The sequence below is a fragment of the Telluria sp. AC161 genome (assembly GCF_979258535.1).
This window is the reverse complement of the sequence record NZ_OZ409861.1, coordinates 592,188-607,607: the sequence shown is the minus strand read 5'-3', so window position 1 is coordinate 607,607 and position 15,420 is coordinate 592,188. Positions and strand designations below refer to the sequence as shown.

Below are 15,420 nucleotides of genomic sequence, written 5' to 3'. Positions count from 1 at the left end.
GAGCTGCGCGCCGTCCCCGGGGCTGCGGCGACTACAATGGCGCTTGTCTTCACGCATTCGCCCTATCAATGACACGCTGCAGATGCACGCGGCCAGCCGCGCCGCTTCCGGTGAGTTCACCGGCATGACCATTTCCCAGACCCCCGCCCCGGCGCCCTCGGCCAACGACGCCGCGCCGCCGCCGTCGGCGTTCGGGCCGATGCGCGCCCCCGTGTTTCGCATGCTGTGGCTCACATGGCTGATCGCCAACACCTGCATGTGGATGAACGACGTGGCCGCTGCCTGGATGATGACGTCGCTGACGACCGCGCCGATCTGGGTCGCGCTGGTGCAGACCGCATCGATGCTGCCCGTGTTTTTGCTCGGCTTGCCCAGCGGTGCGCTGGCCGACATCCTCGACCGGCGGCGCTACTTCATCATCACGCAGTTCTGGGTCGCCGTCGTGGCCACGATCCTGTGCGCGGTGATCCTGGCCGACGCCATCACGCCGCCGGTGCTGCTGGCGCTGACGTTTGCCAACGGCATTGGCCTGGCCATGCGCTGGCCCGTGTTCTCGGCGATCGTCCCCGAACTGGTGCCGCGCGCGCAGCTGCCGGCGGCGCTGGCCCTGAATGGCGTGGCGATGAACGCGTCGCGCATCGCCGGGCCGCTGGCGGCCGGCGCCATCATTGCCAGCCTGGGCAGCGCGTATGTATTCGTGCTCAATGCGGTGCTGTCGGTGATTTCGGGCTTCGTGATCATGCGCTGGCGCCGCACGCACGTGCCAAGTCCGCTGGGGCGCGAGCGGATCGGCGGTGCAATGCGCGTCGGTTTGCAGTTTGCGCGCCACTCCAACCGCGTGAAGGCCGTGCTGGCGCGGGTGGCGGCGTCGTTCTTCCACTCCACCGCGCTGATGGCGCTGCTGCCGCTGGTGGCGCGCGCGCAGGGCGGCGGCGGCGCCGGCGTGTTCACGCTGCTGCTGGCCTGCATGGGCGGCGGCGCAATCAGCGCCGTGTTCTTCCTGCCGCGCATGCGCCAGGCGTTCAGCCGCGATACGCTCGTCATGGCCAGCACCGTGCTGTCGGCGGCGATGATCGCGGTGGCGGCGGTCAGCACGAACGTGGTGCTGACTTCTAGCGCGATGTGGCTGTCGGGGATGGCCTTCATCGTGTCGGCCAATTCGCTGAGCGTGTCGATGCAGATGGCCCTGCCCGACTGGGTGCGGGCGCGCGGGATGTCGATTTATCAGATGGCCCTGATGGGCGCGAGCGCGACGGGCGCCGCGGTCTGGGGCCAGGTGGCCACGCTCGACAGCGTGCAGCACAGCCTGTTGTATGCAGCCGGCAGCAGCGTCGTCGTCATGGCGCTCGTGCTGCGTTTGATCCAGGACCGCGAGCTGCTCGAAGACATGACGCCATCGTCCGCGCTCAAGGCGCTGGCGCCGTCGCTTTCGCCGCTGCAGGATGGCGGGCGCCTCGTGCTGACGGTGGAGTACCGGATCGACCCGGAGCGCACCGAAGCCTTCATGGCGCTGATGGAACTGAGCCGGCGCGCGCGCCTGCGCCAGGGTGCGCTGAGCTGGACCTTGCTGCGCGACGTCAGCGACCCGGGATTATTCACCGAGCAGATCATCGATCCATCATGGACCGAGCACCTGCGCCGCTTCGACCGCGCCACCGCGGGCGACGCCGCGCTACGTGAGCGCAAGCTGGCGTTTCACCTGGGGCCGGATGGCCCGGTGATCACGCGGCGCCTCGTGGCCAAGGGCTGATCAGCCCACCGTACCGACGATCGACACGTCGCGGTTTTCGGGGATCTCGTTGTACGACAGCACGTGCAGGCCCGGTGCGAACAGCCGCGCATAACGCGCCAGCAGTGGCCGCACCTGCGGCAGCACCAGCAAGAGCGGGGGCGTGTGCTGGCCCTTCATCTGCTCGCGCGCGACCGGCATATTGATCTGCAGTTGCGACAGCAGCTGCGGATCGATCGGGTAGTTGTCCAGCGCGACCTTGCCGCCGCCATTCTGGCGCGCCTGGTTCAGCGAGCCAAGCAGCATGTTTTCCAGTTCGGCCGACAGGTTAAAGGCCGGCATGTCCTTCTTCTTGCCGAACAGCGTCGAGACGATCTGGCGCCGCAGTGCGCAGCGCACTTCGGCCGCCAGCAGGATCGGGTCCTTGGTCGTCTCCGAGCTGTCGAGCAGCGTGGTGGCGATCACCACGATGTCCTTCAGTGACACGCCTTCGGTCAGCAGCACGCGGAACACGCGCAACAGCTGGGTGTGCGTGAGCGCCTTGTCGAGCGCTGCGGCCAGCTTGGGCGACAGCGCCGTCAGGCGTTCCAGGATCGCCGGCACGTCTTCGTGGCGGAACAGCTCGTGCAGGTATTCGCGCACCACTTTCGACACGTGGGTCGCGATCGCGCTCGGCACTTCGACCACCTGGTAGCCCAGCCCCAGCGCATGCGCCTTCTGCTCGGGCAGGATCCACGTGATCGCCATCCCGTACGCCGGCTCGATGCCGGGAATGCCATCCAGTTCGCCGTACACGTTCGGCGACGGGATCGCCAGCAGATGGTCGGGCATGACTTCGGCCTCGGCCACGACGGTGCCCGACAGGCTGATCGCGTACTGCGTCGGGCGCAGCGCCAGGTCGTCGCGCACCGAGATTGCCGGCAGCAGCATGCCCATCTGCTCCGACAGGCTCTGGCGCACGCCCTTGATGCGCTTGGCCAGCGGCTCGGCCTGGGCACGGTCGATCATGCCCACCAGCTTGTAGCCCACCGCCACCGTCACCGCCTGCACGACCGGCAGCGCCTGCCAGTCGAGTTCGGGCACGCGGTCATCGCGCAGCGCCGCTTCGATTTTTGCCACGCCCGCCACGTCCGGCGCGCCGATGCGCTTGGCCATCGTCCAGCCGACCCAGGCCAGCACGCCGGCAGCTACCGTGAAGAACCACCACGGCATGCCCGGCACGATCGCCAGGATCATCATCACGCCGGCGGCCGAGTACAGCACGCCCGGCCGGGCCAGCAATTGCTGGCTGACCTGGTCTTCGAGGTCGCCCGACTCGCCGATGCGCGTGACCAGGATCGCGGCGGCGGCCGACAGCAGCAGCGCCGGGATCTGACCCACCAGGCCGTCACCGATCGTGAGCAGCGCGTACACGCGGAAGGCGTCGCCCAGCGGCAGGTCGTGCATCAACGCACCGATGGCAACGCCGCCGATCAGGTTGATGATCAGGATCAGGATCGAGGCAATGGCATCGCCGCGCACGAATTTGGAGGCGCCGTCCATCGCGCCATAAAAGTCGGCTTCGGCCGCGACGTCCTTGCGCCGCGTGGTCGCCTGCTCCTGGTTGACCAGACCGGCATTCAGGTCGGCGTCGATTGCCATCTGCTTGCCCGGCAGCGCATCGAGCGTGAAGCGCGCCGAGACTTCCGAGATGCGCTCGGCACCCTTGGTCACGACGATGAAGTTGATGATCATCAGGATCACGAACACCACCAGACCGACGACGAAATTGCCGCCGATGACGACGTTACCGAACGATTCGATGACCTGGCCGGCCGCGTGCGTGCCTTCGTGACCGTTGAGCAGGACGACGCGGGTCGAGGCCACGTTCAGCGCCAGGCGCATCAGGGTCGTGCCCAGGATCACGGTCGGGAACACCGAGAAGTCGAGCGGGCGCTTGGCCGTCACAGCCACCAGAATCACGATCAGCGACAGCACGATGTTGAAGGTGAACAGCACGTCGAGCAGGATCGGCGGCAGCGGCAGGATGATCATCCCCAGGAGCGCGATCAGGAACACGGGCGCGGCGAACTTGTGGCGGCGCAGCTCTCCCACGAAGGCGTTGAAGGTATTCGTCACGGTCATGCTTGAGCCTCACTCAGGTGCGGTGGTACGACCACCTCGTTGGGGAACCGCGGCGGCGCCTGGCGCCTGCCTGCACGGAACGCATTCAGTTGTAAAACATAATTCAGCACTTGCGACACGGCCTGGTACAGCGGCGCGGGAATCTGCTGCTGCACCTGGCTCGTGTGATAGATCGCGCGCGCCAGCGGCGGCAGCTCCACGACCTCGAGCCCGTGCTCGGCGGCCACGCGGCGGATGAACAGCGCCATCTCGTCGACGCCCTTGGCCACCACGAACGGCGCCTCGGCGCGGTCGACGTCGTACTTGAGCGCCACCGCGTAATGCTCGGGATTGACGATCACGACGTCGGCCGTCGGCACCGACTTGCGCACGCTGCGCTGGGCCAGCTGGTTTTGCAGCTGGCGGATGCGCTGCTTGATTTCCGGGCGGCCTTCGCTGCTCTTGTGCTCTTCCTTGATGTCCTGCTTGCTCATGCGCTGGTTGCGCATGAAGAGAAAACTCTGCACCGGCACGTCGATCAGCGCGAACAGGATGAACACCGCCACCAGCGCCATCAGCGCGTCGAACACCAGCGTGCCGCCGGCGCCGATGGCAACGTCCAGCGGCATGCGCTGCAACTCGATATAGCCCTTGATGCTGCCGTTCGAAACGTGCCACAGCACGATGCCCAGCACGATCGCCTTGGCCGCCGACGTCAGGAAGCCCACCCAGTGCTTCTGCTTGAACAGGTTGCCCAGGTTGGTCAACGGATTGAGGCGGCTGAACTTCGGCGCCAGGTTCTTTCCGCTGGCGACAATCCCGCCCGGGATCGCACCGGCGATGATGATCGCCAGCGGCACGGCCAGCAACGGCAGCACCATGTGCACGAGCAGCAGCAGCGCGGACGAAAACACGGTCGACATCGCGTTTTCCATGTCGCCCGCCTCGCCCAGCGGCACGAACACAAGCCGAAACAGATGGCGCATGTCGTCCAGGTAACCGGGCAGCATCAGCATGAAGACCTTCAGGCTGATCAGGATGCCGACCGCCGTCGCCAGGTCGCGCGAACGCGCTACCTGCCCCTCGTCGCGCGCTTTCTTGAGCTTTTGCGCCGAGGGTTTTTCGGTCTTGTCGCCGCTGCTGCTATCGGCCATGGGCCAGCCTCATTTGTTCGGTCAGCATTTCCAGCACCTGGTTGGTCATCGCGATGTAGTGCTCCGGGATGAAGCGCACCAGCTGGATCAGCATCAGCAAGCCAAAAATCGTCACCAGCGAAAAGCCCAGTGAAAACAGGTTCAGGCTGGGCGCGACGCGGTTCAGAAAACCAAAGCCGATCTGCACCACCACGGTGGAAAACACGAGCGGCAGCGCCAGCAGGATCGACGCGGCGAATACCCAGCTCAGGTTCAGCGCCACGGCTTCGAGCAGCATCGGCTGCAGGCCGCCACCCACCGGCCAGGCCAGAAAACTCTGGCTCAGCACGGCCACCAGCACCAGATGCGCATCGATGGCAAAGAACACCAGCATCGCCACCAGCGCCATCAGGCTCGAAATCACGTCCGAGGCCTGGCCATTGACCGGGTCGTTCATGGTCGCCATCGAAAAGCCGATCTGGCTCGAGGCCAGGAAACCCAGCATGCTGATGGCCGCCATCGCGAACTGCAGCGCCAGGCCGATGACGGCGCCGATCACGGCCTGCTCGAACATCGCCAGCACGCCGGCCAGCGAAAACGCATCGGGCATCGCGCCCTTGCTCGTCAGCGGCAGCATCAGAAACGACAGCACCACTGCCAGCAGCGCGCGCACGGGGATGGGGATCGTGCCATCGCCCAGCACGGGCGCGGTGATCATCATCGCCATGATGCGGCAGAACGGCCACCACAAGGCGCCGATCAGCGGCATCAGGAAGCCGTACAGTTCCATCGGCGCGCGCCCTGCCCTAGCCGACAAGCGTTGCCGCGCGCTGGAACACCGAGACGCAGTAATCCATCAGCGTCGACGTCATCCAGTGGCCGGCCAGGATCACGGCCAGCAGCGTGACCAGCAAGCGCGGCAAAAAACTCAGCGTCTGTTCGTTGATCTGCGTGGCCGCCTGCACGAGCGCGACCAGCAAGCCAACCAGCAGGCCCGGGATCACCAGCACCATCACCATCAGCATGACGATCTGCAGGGCCTCGACCACGAGGTCGACGGCGATATCGGGACTCATCGCGATTCTCCCGTGGCCAGGCCGGGTTTGATACTAGTACGCATGGATGCTGCCAACCAGTGTGCTCACCGTGAGCGTCCAGCCATCGACCAGCACGAACAGCAGCAGCTTGAACGGCAGGGAAATGACAAGGGGCGAGAGCATCATCATGCCCATCGCCATCAGCACCGACGAGACCACGAGGTCGATGATCAAAAACGGGATGAACAGCATCGCGCCGATCTGGAACGCGGTCTTCAGTTCGGACAGCACGAACGCGGCCAGCTTGACGGGGAAACTGTGCTGCTGCGGCGGCTGGGCCGTCGATTCACCGGCCAGGCGGGCAACCTGCTCCAGCGACGCCTTGCTGGTCTGGGCCAGCATGAAGCGCGAGACGGGTTGTTCGGCAATGCGCAGCGCGGTCTCGAGGCCGATCTTGTCCTGGTCGTAGGGCAGGAAGGCCTGGGTCCAGACCTGCTCGCCCACGGGGCGCATGACGAGGATGGTCAGGATCAGGGCGATGCCGGTGATGATCCGGGTGGGCAGGCCCTGCTGCAGGCCGAGGGCCTGGCGCAGCAGCGACAGCACGATCACGAAGCGCGTGAAGCAGGTCATCATCATGACCATCACGGGCAGCAGCCCGAGCAGCGTCATGAGCACCAGGATCTGCGACTTGACGCTCATGCCGGCGCTGGTCGAGGTGGCGCCGGGCAGCACGCCGGCCAGCAGGTCCTGGTTCTGGGCCGCGGCCGGAACCGCCATCAGCAGTCCCACCAGCAGCGCGGACAGAAGCGCAGGGGCACGGGCCCTGACGCCCCCGGTAAAGCACATCATGGCGCGAGAATGTCCAGGTTCAGGCCTTCGAGATCGATTACCTTCAGACCGTACTGCTCGCCCGCGACGACGACTTCGGCGCGGCCGATCGGGGTGCCGTTGACCTTGATGACCAGCGGCTCGCCGGCCAGGGAATCCAGGGGCAGTACCGACGACGGCCCGATGTCCATCAACTCCTGCAGCGAGATGCGCACCGAACCGACTTCGAGAGTCAGCGTGACGGGGATGCGCCGCATCATCTGCGGCAGCTGGCGCGCGCCGCTTCGGCCGGCTGCGGCTTGCAACGCTTCTTCGCTGTCCAGGTCGTCAATGATGACGTCGCTACCCAGTTGCTCGTTGAGATTCATGTCCATTATTCGGCATCTTCAAATGAGGTTAAACACAGCTTGCCCTTGTGCTCGGCCACCGCGGCGGTGAACAGGCGGGAGTTGTCCAGCACGACATCGGCGCGACCGAGCGCCACGGGGATCACATCGCCGACCTGCAGACCGAACAGCGTGGCGAGCGTGATTTCCTTGCTCACCAGGCAGCCGTCGAGCTTGACTTCAAGGCGCGTGGCCAGCGGCTCGCCCGGCATGCGCGCGCCACCTGCCGCGCGCACAGCGCCGCGGTCGGCCTTGATGCCCTGCAGTACGCAGGCCATCAGGGCGTGGTCGAGGCCAATCCAGATCTGCCCTTCCGGCGCAGCGTGGGTCGGCTCATCGGTATCGCGCCGACCGTACTGGGCGCGCAGCACGGCGCGCAGTACCCATCCGGTCTTGCCCGGTGCGCCCGCTGGCACGATCGCGGCGCCGGCGCCCGCCTTGACGGGTGCGGGAGCGCCGTCGAGCCGGGCCAGGCCATCGGCGACCCGGGCATCGAGCTGGCTGGCCAGCTGCTGGGCCAATGTGACACCCAGACGCTCTTCAGTTGCCGTGACGCGCTCCAGCGCCGGGTTTTGCTGCACCGCAGCAGAAGTCGTCGGTTGCCGGCTTGCATAACGCCCTTCCAGCAACCCCAGGAGCAGGTTTCGTTCAAAGGCAATCGAGGCCACGCCATACGGTCCGCTGACCCCAAGCCAGCGCAGTCCCGCCTGCTCGGGCGCCCGTTCGAACGCGAGGTGTTCGAGACGATAGGCACCCCAGTGCCGGCGCCCGCCAGGCGATGCCATTTCGGCGCCAATCGCCTCGGCCAGCCCGGCAGCAAAAGCTGGAAGCAGATGCACCGGACGTCCCAGCAGGCATGGATCGAGCACCTGATGGTCGCGTCTTCGGTCAAGTTGATTAATTGGCATCTGTCTTTATCGAAAGTTAATGTCACATTGCTTTGATTCCCGGCAGCAATAATTATACCGTGAGTTTTGCCGAAGTAAGTTTGACATATCACTTTGATTTATCATTTGCCCTACGGTAATATCTAACCGTTGCATCGCAGCATCATGCTGTTTTTAGAGTGAGCGTCTAAGGGAAAATGATTCTTTCTGCACGAGGTGAGTCGTTCGACGTAAAGACGCGCCAAGCCTGAATTTAACAATTTCATACCGGAAAATTCGGAAAAATCGGTATTTTTTGTCGCTGGCGAACAACACTAAATTTTGAAGGAAACACGATGGCAATGGAACTTGCCGGCCTCATTCGGGCCGATCTGGCACAACTAAGCAACGATGCGAGTCGCCTGGCAATCGCACCGGCTGCTGCATCATTTGCCGAGCTCGGCACCCCGGCGGGCGGGACGGGGGCGTTTTCATTTACCCAGGCCATGCAGAGCGCCATTGCCGGCGTCGACGCCCAGGACCAGGCCGCAAGCGCCCGCGTCACCGCGGTTGAAACCGGCAAGAGCGATGACCTGGTCGGGGCCATGCTGGCCAGCCAGGAAGCCAGTCTCTCGTTCTCGATGCTGATGCAAGTACGCAACAAGGTCATGGGCGCAGTCGACGAATTGCTCAAGCTTCCGATCTGATTCTCTCTACAAGCGACGCTCACGTGCTCTCCTCCCTCAAGTCCCCCTTCAGCGGCAAGTTCGCGCTGCCCGCGCTGCCACCGCTGCTGCGCAACAACCTGCCGCTGATGCTGGGCCTGGCCGTGGCGGTCACCGCTGCCGTCATGATGTTCATGTGGCAGGATCAATCGAGCTACAAGCCGGTCTTTGGCGCGCGCGAGAAAGTCGTCGCCGCAGACATGATGACGGTGCTCGAAGCCGAACAGATTCCCTACCGCGTCCATCCGGACAGCGGCCAGGTGCTGGTGCCGTCGTCGCAGCTGGGCAAGGTGCGCATGCTGCTCGCAGCCAAGGGCGTGACCGCCCAGCTGCCGGCCGGCCTCGAACTGATGGACCGCAACGACCCGCTCGGCGTGTCGCAGTTCGTCCAGGACGTGCGCTTCCGGCGCGGTCTCGAAGGCGAGCTGGCGCAAAGCATCCTGACGATGGATTCGATCGCCAGTGCGCGCGTGCACCTGGCCATCGCGAAGACCAGCTCGTTCGTCACGGGCAATGCCGACGGCAATTCGGCGTCGGTCGTGGTCGCCGTCAAGCCGGGCCGCAGCCTGGGCAATGAACAGATCGCCGCGATCGTCAACATGGTCTCGGGCAGCGTGGCGGGCCTGTCGCCCCAGCGCGTCTCGCTGGTCGACCAGGCCGGCAACTACCTGTCCTCGCGGATTGACCTGGCCGACGGCTTCGATGGCGCCGCACAGGGCGACACGGCCGCAAAACGCCACGCCGACGAGGTGCGCGCCAACGTCAACGACCTGCTCGCGCCGATCCTTGGCGTGGCCAACTACAAGGTCAGCGTGACGGCCGCCGTGGACAACGACCGCATCGAAGAAACCCAGGAAAAATACGGCGAAGCGCCAAAGGTCACCAGCGAAGCCATGCGCGAAGAGATGGAAAAAAGCCGCATGGCGATGGGCGTGCCGGGCACGCTGTCGAACCGGCCACCAGCGCCTGCCACCGCCGAAGGAGCGGGCACCCCGCCGGCTGAAAAAACCGACGATGGCAATGCGCGCAAGAACGCCACCACCCGCCAGTACGCGTATGACCGCGCGATCACGCAGATCAAGCGTGAGCGGGGCCGCCTGAAAAAACTGTCGGTGGCCGTGGTGCTCAACGCGACCAGCGCCGCCGACGGCAAGGCCTGGACACCGGCCGAACTGACGAATATCGAGAAGATCCTGGCCGGCGGCCTGGGCATCGACGCCGCACGGGGCGATGTGCTGGCCGTGTCGGCCATGAAGTTCCCGGCTGCTCCGGTGGAACAGGCCTGGTGGCAGCAACGCGACAACATCGTCGACATGGCGAGCTGGGCCTTATGGGCGGTCGGCGCGCTGCTGGCGTACTTCCTGCTGGCCCGGCCGCTGCTGCGCGCTGCCACCACGCGCCTGGCGCCGTCGCCGGCCACGCCAGCCCTCCCCGCCACCCCGGCCTTGCCGGGCGCCACCGCCACAGCGCCGCTCACCGCGCTGCCTGCCGGCGTCGCGGCGCTCGAAGCGCCCGCGCAGGGCAGCCCGGGCGCCGTCATTCCCCTGCTCGAGAACTATGACTTGCCGCCGTCCGGCTCGCCGGTCGACGTCATGGTCGATCACCTGAGAGTGCTGGCGGCCAAGGAGCCGGAGCGCGTTGCTGAAGTCGTCAAACAATGGGTACAGAAAAAACATGGCCGAACTGAATAACATCGAAGACAGCGACCTCGAGGCGGGCCTGAGCCCGGTCGAACAGGCGGCCATCGTGCTGCTGTCGATCGGCGAAGAGCAGGCTGCGGCCGTGCTGCGCTGCCTTGAGCGCGACGAATTGATGGAACTGACCCAGGTGATGTCGCGCATGAGCGGCATCAAGGTCGACACCGTCAAATCGGCGCTGCAGACGTTCTTCGACGACTACCGCCAGCAAAGTGGCCTGCACGGCGCCTCGCGCAGCTACCTGAAGCGCTCGCTCGACCTGGCCCTGGGCAGCGATATCGCCAACAGCGTGCTCAATTCGATCTATGGCGATGCGATCCGCCCGAAAATGGCGCGCCTGCAGTACGCGTCGCCAAAGTGGCTGGCCGAATTCGTCTCGAGCGAGCACGTGCAGATGCAGGCCGTGTTCCTGGCTTTCCTGCCACCCGCGCTGGCCTCGCAAATCCTGGAAGCGCTGCCGCTGGAAGGCCGCGAACTGGTGCTGCTGAACATGGCGCGCCTGGACGAAATCAACCGCGACGTGCTGCACGAACTCGAAGAGCTGGTGGGCCGCTGCCTGGCCGCGTTCGACACGCAGAGCGCCAGCGTCGAAGGCGTGCGCCAGGTTGCCGACATCCTCAACCGCCTGCAGGACAACCGCGCCGGCATGGTTGAACTGCTGCGCGCCCATGATCCCGAGGTCGTCTCGCAGATCGAGATGTCGATGTACGACTTCTTCATCCTGTCGCGCCAGACCGAACAAGTGATTTCGCGCCTGCTCGACGACGTGCCGCTGGAACAGTGGGCGATTGCCCTGAAAGGCGCCGAAGCGCCGCTGCGCGACGCCATCCTGGCCGCGATGCCGCGCCGCCAGGCGCAAAGCTTCGAAGACCTGATGCGCCGCTCCGGCCCGGTGCCGATGTCGCGCATCGAGCAGACCCGCCGCGAAATCATGACCACGGTCAAGGAGCTGGCCGACGCCGGCGAGATCGACATCCAGCTGTTTGCCGAAGCGACGGCCGAATGAAACCGTTTCGCACTTACCACTTCCCGCCGCTGCACCAGTTCAGCGCGGCGCGCCCTGCCGGCGCGTCCGCCGGGGCGGCCGGTGGCAATGCCGCCAACGAGTGGCAAAGCGCGCTGGCCGACGGCTATCGCCAGGGCCAGCGTGACGGTTACGAAGTGGGCCTGGACCAGGGCCGCGCCGACGGTATTGCCGCAGGCAAGATCGAGGGCCTCGAACGGGGCATCGACGAAGGCCGGGCGATGGCGCTCGAGAGCTTCGAACAACTGGCCAAGCCGGTCGATGCGATGCTCAAGAGCCTCAAGAAACTCAAGACCGACCTGCGCGCCGCGCAGCGCACCGAAGTGGTCGACCTGGTGGGCAAGATCGCGCGCCAGGTGATCCGCGCCGAGCTGGCGCTGCAGCCGGTGCAACTGCTCTCGCTGGTCGAGGAAGCGCTGGCCGTGATGCCGCCGTCGCGCGACCAGGTCGAAGTGTTCATGAATCCGGAAGAACTGCGCCGCGTGCTGGAGCTCGATCCGAAGCGCGCCAAGAAATGGACGATCCTGCCCGACCCGGCGCTCGACGCCGGCGAATGCCGCGTGCGTTCGGGCGACCATGAAGTCGATGCCGGTTGCCAGGGGCGCCTGGCGGCCGTGATGGAACAGGTCCAGGACCAGTTGCTGGGCGAAGGGGAACGGGCATGACTGGCGTGGCCGCTTCGCTGTCGCATTCGCTGGCCGACTCGCTGCGCGCCGTCGAACTCGGCGCGGTGCCGGTCGCCACGCCCACCGGGCGCCTGGTCGGCGCCCAGGGGCTGCTGCTCGAAGCGAGCGGCTGCCGCCTGCACACGGGCCAGCGCTGCCGCATCGAGACGGTCGATGGCGAGTGGCTCGATGCGCAGGTGGTCGGCTTTCGCGACAAGGTCTCGTACCTGATGCCGTTCAAGAAGGCGACCGGCCTGGCCACCGGCGCGCGCGTTCTGCCGGCCGCGGACAAGGCCGATCTGATGATCGGCCCAAGCTGGATGGGCCGCATGGTCAACGGCCTGGGCGAGCCGATCGATGGGCTGGGCCGCCTGGGTGGCGACCAGCCGCTCGCCCCTGCCCCGCCACGCGTCAATCCGCTGAAGAAAACCCCGGTGGACGAGCCGCTCGACGTGGGCGTACGGGCCATCAATGCGATGCTCACGATTGGCAAGGGCCAGCGCGTCGGCCTGATGGCCGGTTCCGGTGTCGGCAAATCGGTGCTGCTGGGCCTCATCACGCGCCAGACCGTGGCCGATGTGGTCGTGGTTGGCCTGATCGGCGAGCGCAATCGCGAGGTGCGCGAATTCGTCGAGCGCTCGCTCGGACCCGAAGGCCTGAAGCGCGCCGTTCTGGTGGTTGCACCGGCCGACGACAGCCCGCTGATGCGCGTCATGGCGACCGAGCTGTGCCATGCGGTGGCGGCGCATTTCCGCGACCGCGGCCAGAACGTGCTGCTGCTGTGCGATTCGCTGACCCGCTACGCGATGGCGCTGCGCGAAGTGGCACTGTCGCTGGGCGAGCCGCCGGCCACGCGCGGCTATCCGCCGTCGGTCTTTTCGAACATGCCGCAGCTGGTCGAATCGGCCGGCAATGGGGAAAACCCGCAAGGCAGCATGAGCGCAATCTACACGGTACTGGCCGAAGGCGACGACCAGCAGGATCCGGTGGTCGACTCGGCGCGCGCGATCCTCGATGGCCACATCGTGCTCACGCGCGAACTGGCCGAGCGCGGCCACTACCCGGCGATCGACATTGCGCAATCGATCTCGCGCTGCATGGCGCAGGTGGTCACGCCCGAGCACTCGCTGGCCGCGCGCAAGCTCAAGGCGGCCCTGGCGCGCCATGCGCGCGTGCGCGACCTGATTCCGCTGGGCGCGTACGTGCCGGGCGCCGACCCGGAGACCGACCGCGCCGTGGCGCTGCAACCGCATATCGAGACGTTCCTGTGCCAGGGCACGCGCGAAGGCGCGCCCATCGACAACTGCATCGACGCCCTGAAAGCGATCATGGCATGACACGTTCAACGACCATCCGCAGCCTGGGCACCCTGGTGCAACTGCGTTCGACCCAGGTCGAACGCCTGGAGGCCGACCTGGCCAGCCAGGAAGCAACCCGGGTGCGCTACCAGAACAACCTGAATCGCCTGACGGCGCTGACACACGGCAGCGGGGCATCGGGCGCGGCACTGCAGATCAATCCTGCCATGGCGCTGAACTGCGGCGCCTACAAGCAGGGCGTGATGGCGCTGGCCGACAGCCACCGGGTCGACCTGTCGCTGCACCAGGCGAACATGGCCGTCTCGCAGAACCGGCTCAGGGATGCCTGGATCGGGCGCGAACTGCTGGGCAAGGTACTGGCCCGTACCCAGGACGCGCATGCGGCCGAGAATGAACGCGCTACCCGCAAGCGCGAAGACGACATCGCCACCCAATCCTGGCTGGCCGGGCGGGCCTGAGCCCACCGCACACGCACAAGCACACGCAACCACAAGGAACCCATCCCATGGCAACGGCAATCACTTCACCGGTCTACGATCCCGTCCCGACCGCGACGAATCTGGCGGACAAATACGTCGCGCCGCGCCAGCAGATCCTGACGGCGCAGCTTGCCGCCGCCACGGCCGCCGAGCGCGGCCTGACCGAGATGAATTCGGCGCTGCTGGCGTTCCAGACCAGCCTGGCGGCGCTGACGGGCGCGAACAAAAAGGTGTTCGCCCAGTCCGCCGTGTTTGGCGACACCACGGTCGGCAGCGCCACGGCCAGCAGCAAGGCCGCCGCCGGCACGTATGCATTCTTCGTCAAGCAGATCGCCACGGCCAGCCAGGTGTCGCTTACGGGCCTGACCGACAGCACCGGCGTGGCGGGCACGCTCAAACTGAATATGGGCGGTGCCCTCGCCTTCGACGTCGACATGGCTGCGGCCAACACCGACGGCGGCGCGCTGAGCACGCGCGAACTGGCCGCCGCCATCAATGGCGCCGCCGGCAACGCGGGCAAGGTCACGGCCTCGATCGTCACCACCGGCGGCACCGCGGAGCTGGTGCTCACCGCCCGGGACACCGGCCTGAACTCGGCCATCACGCTCGATACGAGCGGCATCACCGGCACGTCGAGCCTGGTTGACGCGAATGCCGACCCGGCGCGGCGCCGCGTGCTGGTCGAAGCCCAGGATGCCGAGATCCGCGTCGGCGCCGAGAACGGCACCGCGATCACGCAGGCCAGCAACACATTCACCGCCGTCGATGGCGTCAGCATGACGTTCACCCGGACCCAGACGACCGGCGCAGCGCCCGTCACACTGACGGTATCGGCCGACACCAAAACGACGACGGCCAATGTGCAGGCCTTCGTCGACGCCTACAACAAGCTCAAGACCACGCTGAGCAAGCTGACCGCCAGCGGCGACGCCGCCAAGGGCGTGGCCGGGGGCACGTTCGCGCATGACAGCGGCGTGCGCGCGCTGGCCGACCGGCTCGGGTCGCTGCTGCGGCCCGCCAATGGCGATTCGCTCGCGGCCTACGGCATCATTTCCACGCGCAGCGGCACGCTCGAACTGGATGCTGCGCGCCTGACCAGCCAGCTGGCCGTCAATCCGACCGGCCTGGACGCGCTGATCGGCGCGCCGAGTACGTCGGCCCCAACCGGCATCGCCGGTGCGCTCGACACCTACCTGAAAACCTGGAGCAGCGGCGTCGACGGCCAGATCAAGCAGCGCCGCGAACAGACCACCACCCAGCAATCGCGCTTGAGCGACCGCCAGGCCTCGCTCGACGGGCAGCATGAAGCCGCCTACCAGCGCTACCTGCGCCAATTCACGCAGCTGCAGACGATGCAGTCCGTGATGAACAACAATGTGTCCCTGTTCGATGCCCTGTTCAGCAACGACAAATAACCACAGCCGGA

The 15,420-nt window shown here is 66.2% G+C and carries 15 protein-coding genes; 8 read left to right on the top strand and 7 right to left on the bottom strand.

Features of this window, described 5'->3' with window-relative positions; translation table 11 throughout:
* The first annotated feature begins 124 nt into the window (after positions 1-124).
* On the top strand, positions 125-1,750 hold the full coding sequence (locus tag ACZ0AJ_RS02625) for an MFS transporter (RefSeq protein WP_499456711.1): 1,626 nt from the start codon (positions 125-127) through the stop codon (positions 1,748-1,750).
* Here ACZ0AJ_RS02625 and ACZ0AJ_RS02620 read toward each other — a convergent pair whose 3' ends face one another.
* Genes ACZ0AJ_RS02620 through ACZ0AJ_RS02590 form a run of 7 tightly spaced genes read right to left on the bottom strand, consistent with a single transcriptional unit; the run spans position 1,751 to position 8,127 of the window.
* Entirely contained in the window at positions 1,751-3,853 is a 2,103-nt protein-coding gene (locus tag ACZ0AJ_RS02620) for a flagellar biosynthesis protein FlhA (protein ID WP_499452560.1), read from the bottom strand.
* The gene (locus ACZ0AJ_RS02615) at positions 3,850-4,986 is read right to left on the bottom strand and encodes an EscU/YscU/HrcU family type III secretion system export apparatus switch protein (RefSeq protein WP_499452558.1); all 1,137 of its coding nucleotides are present in this window, start codon (positions 4,984-4,986) and stop codon (positions 3,850-3,852) included. Before ACZ0AJ_RS02615 ends, ACZ0AJ_RS02620 begins: the two co-directional genes overlap by 4 nt.
* Positions 4,976-5,755, bottom strand: a complete 780-nt coding sequence (fliR, locus tag ACZ0AJ_RS02610; protein ID WP_499452556.1) for a flagellar biosynthetic protein FliR — start codon at positions 5,753-5,755, stop codon at positions 4,976-4,978. Before fliR ends, ACZ0AJ_RS02615 begins: the two co-directional genes overlap by 11 nt.
* Before the next feature lie 16 nt (positions 5,756-5,771).
* Positions 5,772-6,041, bottom strand: a complete 270-nt coding sequence (gene fliQ / locus ACZ0AJ_RS02605) for a flagellar biosynthesis protein FliQ (protein WP_332530288.1) — start codon at positions 6,039-6,041, stop codon at positions 5,772-5,774.
* Positions 6,042-6,074: 33 nt separating this feature from the next.
* Positions 6,075-6,851, bottom strand: coding sequence for a flagellar type III secretion system pore protein FliP (fliP, locus tag ACZ0AJ_RS02600; RefSeq protein ID WP_499456709.1), 777 nt, complete (start codon positions 6,849-6,851; stop codon positions 6,075-6,077).
* Positions 6,851-7,207: a FliM/FliN family flagellar motor switch protein gene (locus ACZ0AJ_RS02595; RefSeq protein ID WP_499452552.1), complete on the bottom strand. Its 357-nt coding sequence runs from the start codon at positions 7,205-7,207 to the stop codon at positions 6,851-6,853. The genes fliP and ACZ0AJ_RS02595 overlap by 1 nt, the downstream gene beginning before the upstream one ends.
* Complete coding sequence (locus ACZ0AJ_RS02590; protein WP_499453811.1) at positions 7,207-8,127, bottom strand: FliM/FliN family flagellar motor switch protein; 921 nt, start codon at positions 8,125-8,127, stop codon at positions 7,207-7,209. The genes ACZ0AJ_RS02595 and ACZ0AJ_RS02590 overlap by 1 nt, the downstream gene beginning before the upstream one ends.
* A 314-nt stretch (positions 8,128-8,441) precedes the next feature.
* On the opposite strand from ACZ0AJ_RS02590, the gene fliE reads away from it, so the two are divergent.
* The 7 genes from fliE to fliD are packed head-to-tail and all read left to right on the top strand — an operon-like array spanning position 8,442 to position 15,409.
* Complete coding sequence (gene fliE / locus ACZ0AJ_RS02585; RefSeq protein ID WP_499452548.1) at positions 8,442-8,792, top strand: flagellar hook-basal body complex protein FliE; 351 nt, start codon at positions 8,442-8,444, stop codon at positions 8,790-8,792.
* A gap of 23 nt (positions 8,793-8,815) precedes the next feature.
* Positions 8,816-10,501: a flagellar basal-body MS-ring/collar protein FliF gene (gene fliF / locus ACZ0AJ_RS02580; RefSeq protein WP_499453809.1), complete on the top strand. Its 1,686-nt coding sequence runs from the start codon at positions 8,816-8,818 to the stop codon at positions 10,499-10,501.
* Positions 10,485-11,513 (top strand): FliG C-terminal domain-containing protein, encoded by a 1,029-nt coding sequence (locus tag ACZ0AJ_RS02575; RefSeq protein WP_183549563.1) that lies wholly within the window; start codon positions 10,485-10,487, stop codon positions 11,511-11,513. Before fliF ends, ACZ0AJ_RS02575 begins: the two co-directional genes overlap by 17 nt.
* The gene (fliH, locus tag ACZ0AJ_RS02570; protein ID WP_499452545.1) at positions 11,510-12,196 is read left to right on the top strand and encodes a flagellar assembly protein FliH; all 687 of its coding nucleotides are present in this window, start codon (positions 11,510-11,512) and stop codon (positions 12,194-12,196) included. Before ACZ0AJ_RS02575 ends, fliH begins: the two co-directional genes overlap by 4 nt.
* Positions 12,193-13,533: a flagellar protein export ATPase FliI gene (gene fliI, locus ACZ0AJ_RS02565; protein ID WP_499453807.1), complete on the top strand. Its 1,341-nt coding sequence runs from the start codon at positions 12,193-12,195 to the stop codon at positions 13,531-13,533. The genes fliH and fliI overlap by 4 nt, the downstream gene beginning before the upstream one ends.
* On the top strand, positions 13,530-13,973 hold the full coding sequence (locus ACZ0AJ_RS02560; protein WP_499453805.1) for a flagellar FliJ family protein: 444 nt from the start codon (positions 13,530-13,532) through the stop codon (positions 13,971-13,973). Before fliI ends, ACZ0AJ_RS02560 begins: the two co-directional genes overlap by 4 nt.
* 47 nt (positions 13,974-14,020) lie before the next feature.
* Complete coding sequence (gene fliD, locus ACZ0AJ_RS02555) at positions 14,021-15,409, top strand: flagellar filament capping protein FliD (protein ID WP_499452543.1); 1,389 nt, start codon at positions 14,021-14,023, stop codon at positions 15,407-15,409.
* Positions 15,410-15,420 lie beyond the last annotated feature (11 nt).

Coding starts and splice junctions, on each gene's coding strand:
- ACZ0AJ_RS02620 (WP_499452560.1), bottom strand. CDS start 3,853: ATGACCGTGACGAATACCTTCAACGCCTTCGTGGGAGAGCTGCGCCGC.
- ACZ0AJ_RS02625 (WP_499456711.1), top strand. CDS start 125: ATGACCATTTCCCAGACCCCCGCCCCGGCGCCCTCGGCCAACGACGCC.
- fliE (WP_499452548.1), top strand. CDS start 8,442: ATGGCAATGGAACTTGCCGGCCTCATTCGGGCCGATCTGGCACAACTA.
- fliD (WP_499452543.1), top strand. CDS start 14,021: ATGGCAACGGCAATCACTTCACCGGTCTACGATCCCGTCCCGACCGCG.
- ACZ0AJ_RS02595 (WP_499452552.1), bottom strand. CDS start 7,207: ATGGACATGAATCTCAACGAGCAACTGGGTAGCGACGTCATCATTGAC.
- fliI (WP_499453807.1), top strand. CDS start 12,193: ATGACTGGCGTGGCCGCTTCGCTGTCGCATTCGCTGGCCGACTCGCTG.
- ACZ0AJ_RS02575 (WP_183549563.1), top strand. CDS start 10,485: ATGGCCGAACTGAATAACATCGAAGACAGCGACCTCGAGGCGGGCCTG.
- fliP (WP_499456709.1), bottom strand. CDS start 6,851: ATGTGCTTTACCGGGGGCGTCAGGGCCCGTGCCCCTGCGCTTCTGTCC.
- fliQ (WP_332530288.1), bottom strand. CDS start 6,041: ATGAGTCCCGATATCGCCGTCGACCTCGTGGTCGAGGCCCTGCAGATC.
- fliH (WP_499452545.1), top strand. CDS start 11,510: ATGAAACCGTTTCGCACTTACCACTTCCCGCCGCTGCACCAGTTCAGC.
- fliR (WP_499452556.1), bottom strand. CDS start 5,755: ATGGAACTGTACGGCTTCCTGATGCCGCTGATCGGCGCCTTGTGGTGG.
- ACZ0AJ_RS02560 (WP_499453805.1), top strand. CDS start 13,530: ATGACACGTTCAACGACCATCCGCAGCCTGGGCACCCTGGTGCAACTG.
- ACZ0AJ_RS02590 (WP_499453811.1), bottom strand. CDS start 8,127: ATGCCAATTAATCAACTTGACCGAAGACGCGACCATCAGGTGCTCGAT.
- ACZ0AJ_RS02615 (WP_499452558.1), bottom strand. CDS start 4,986: ATGGCCGATAGCAGCAGCGGCGACAAGACCGAAAAACCCTCGGCGCAA.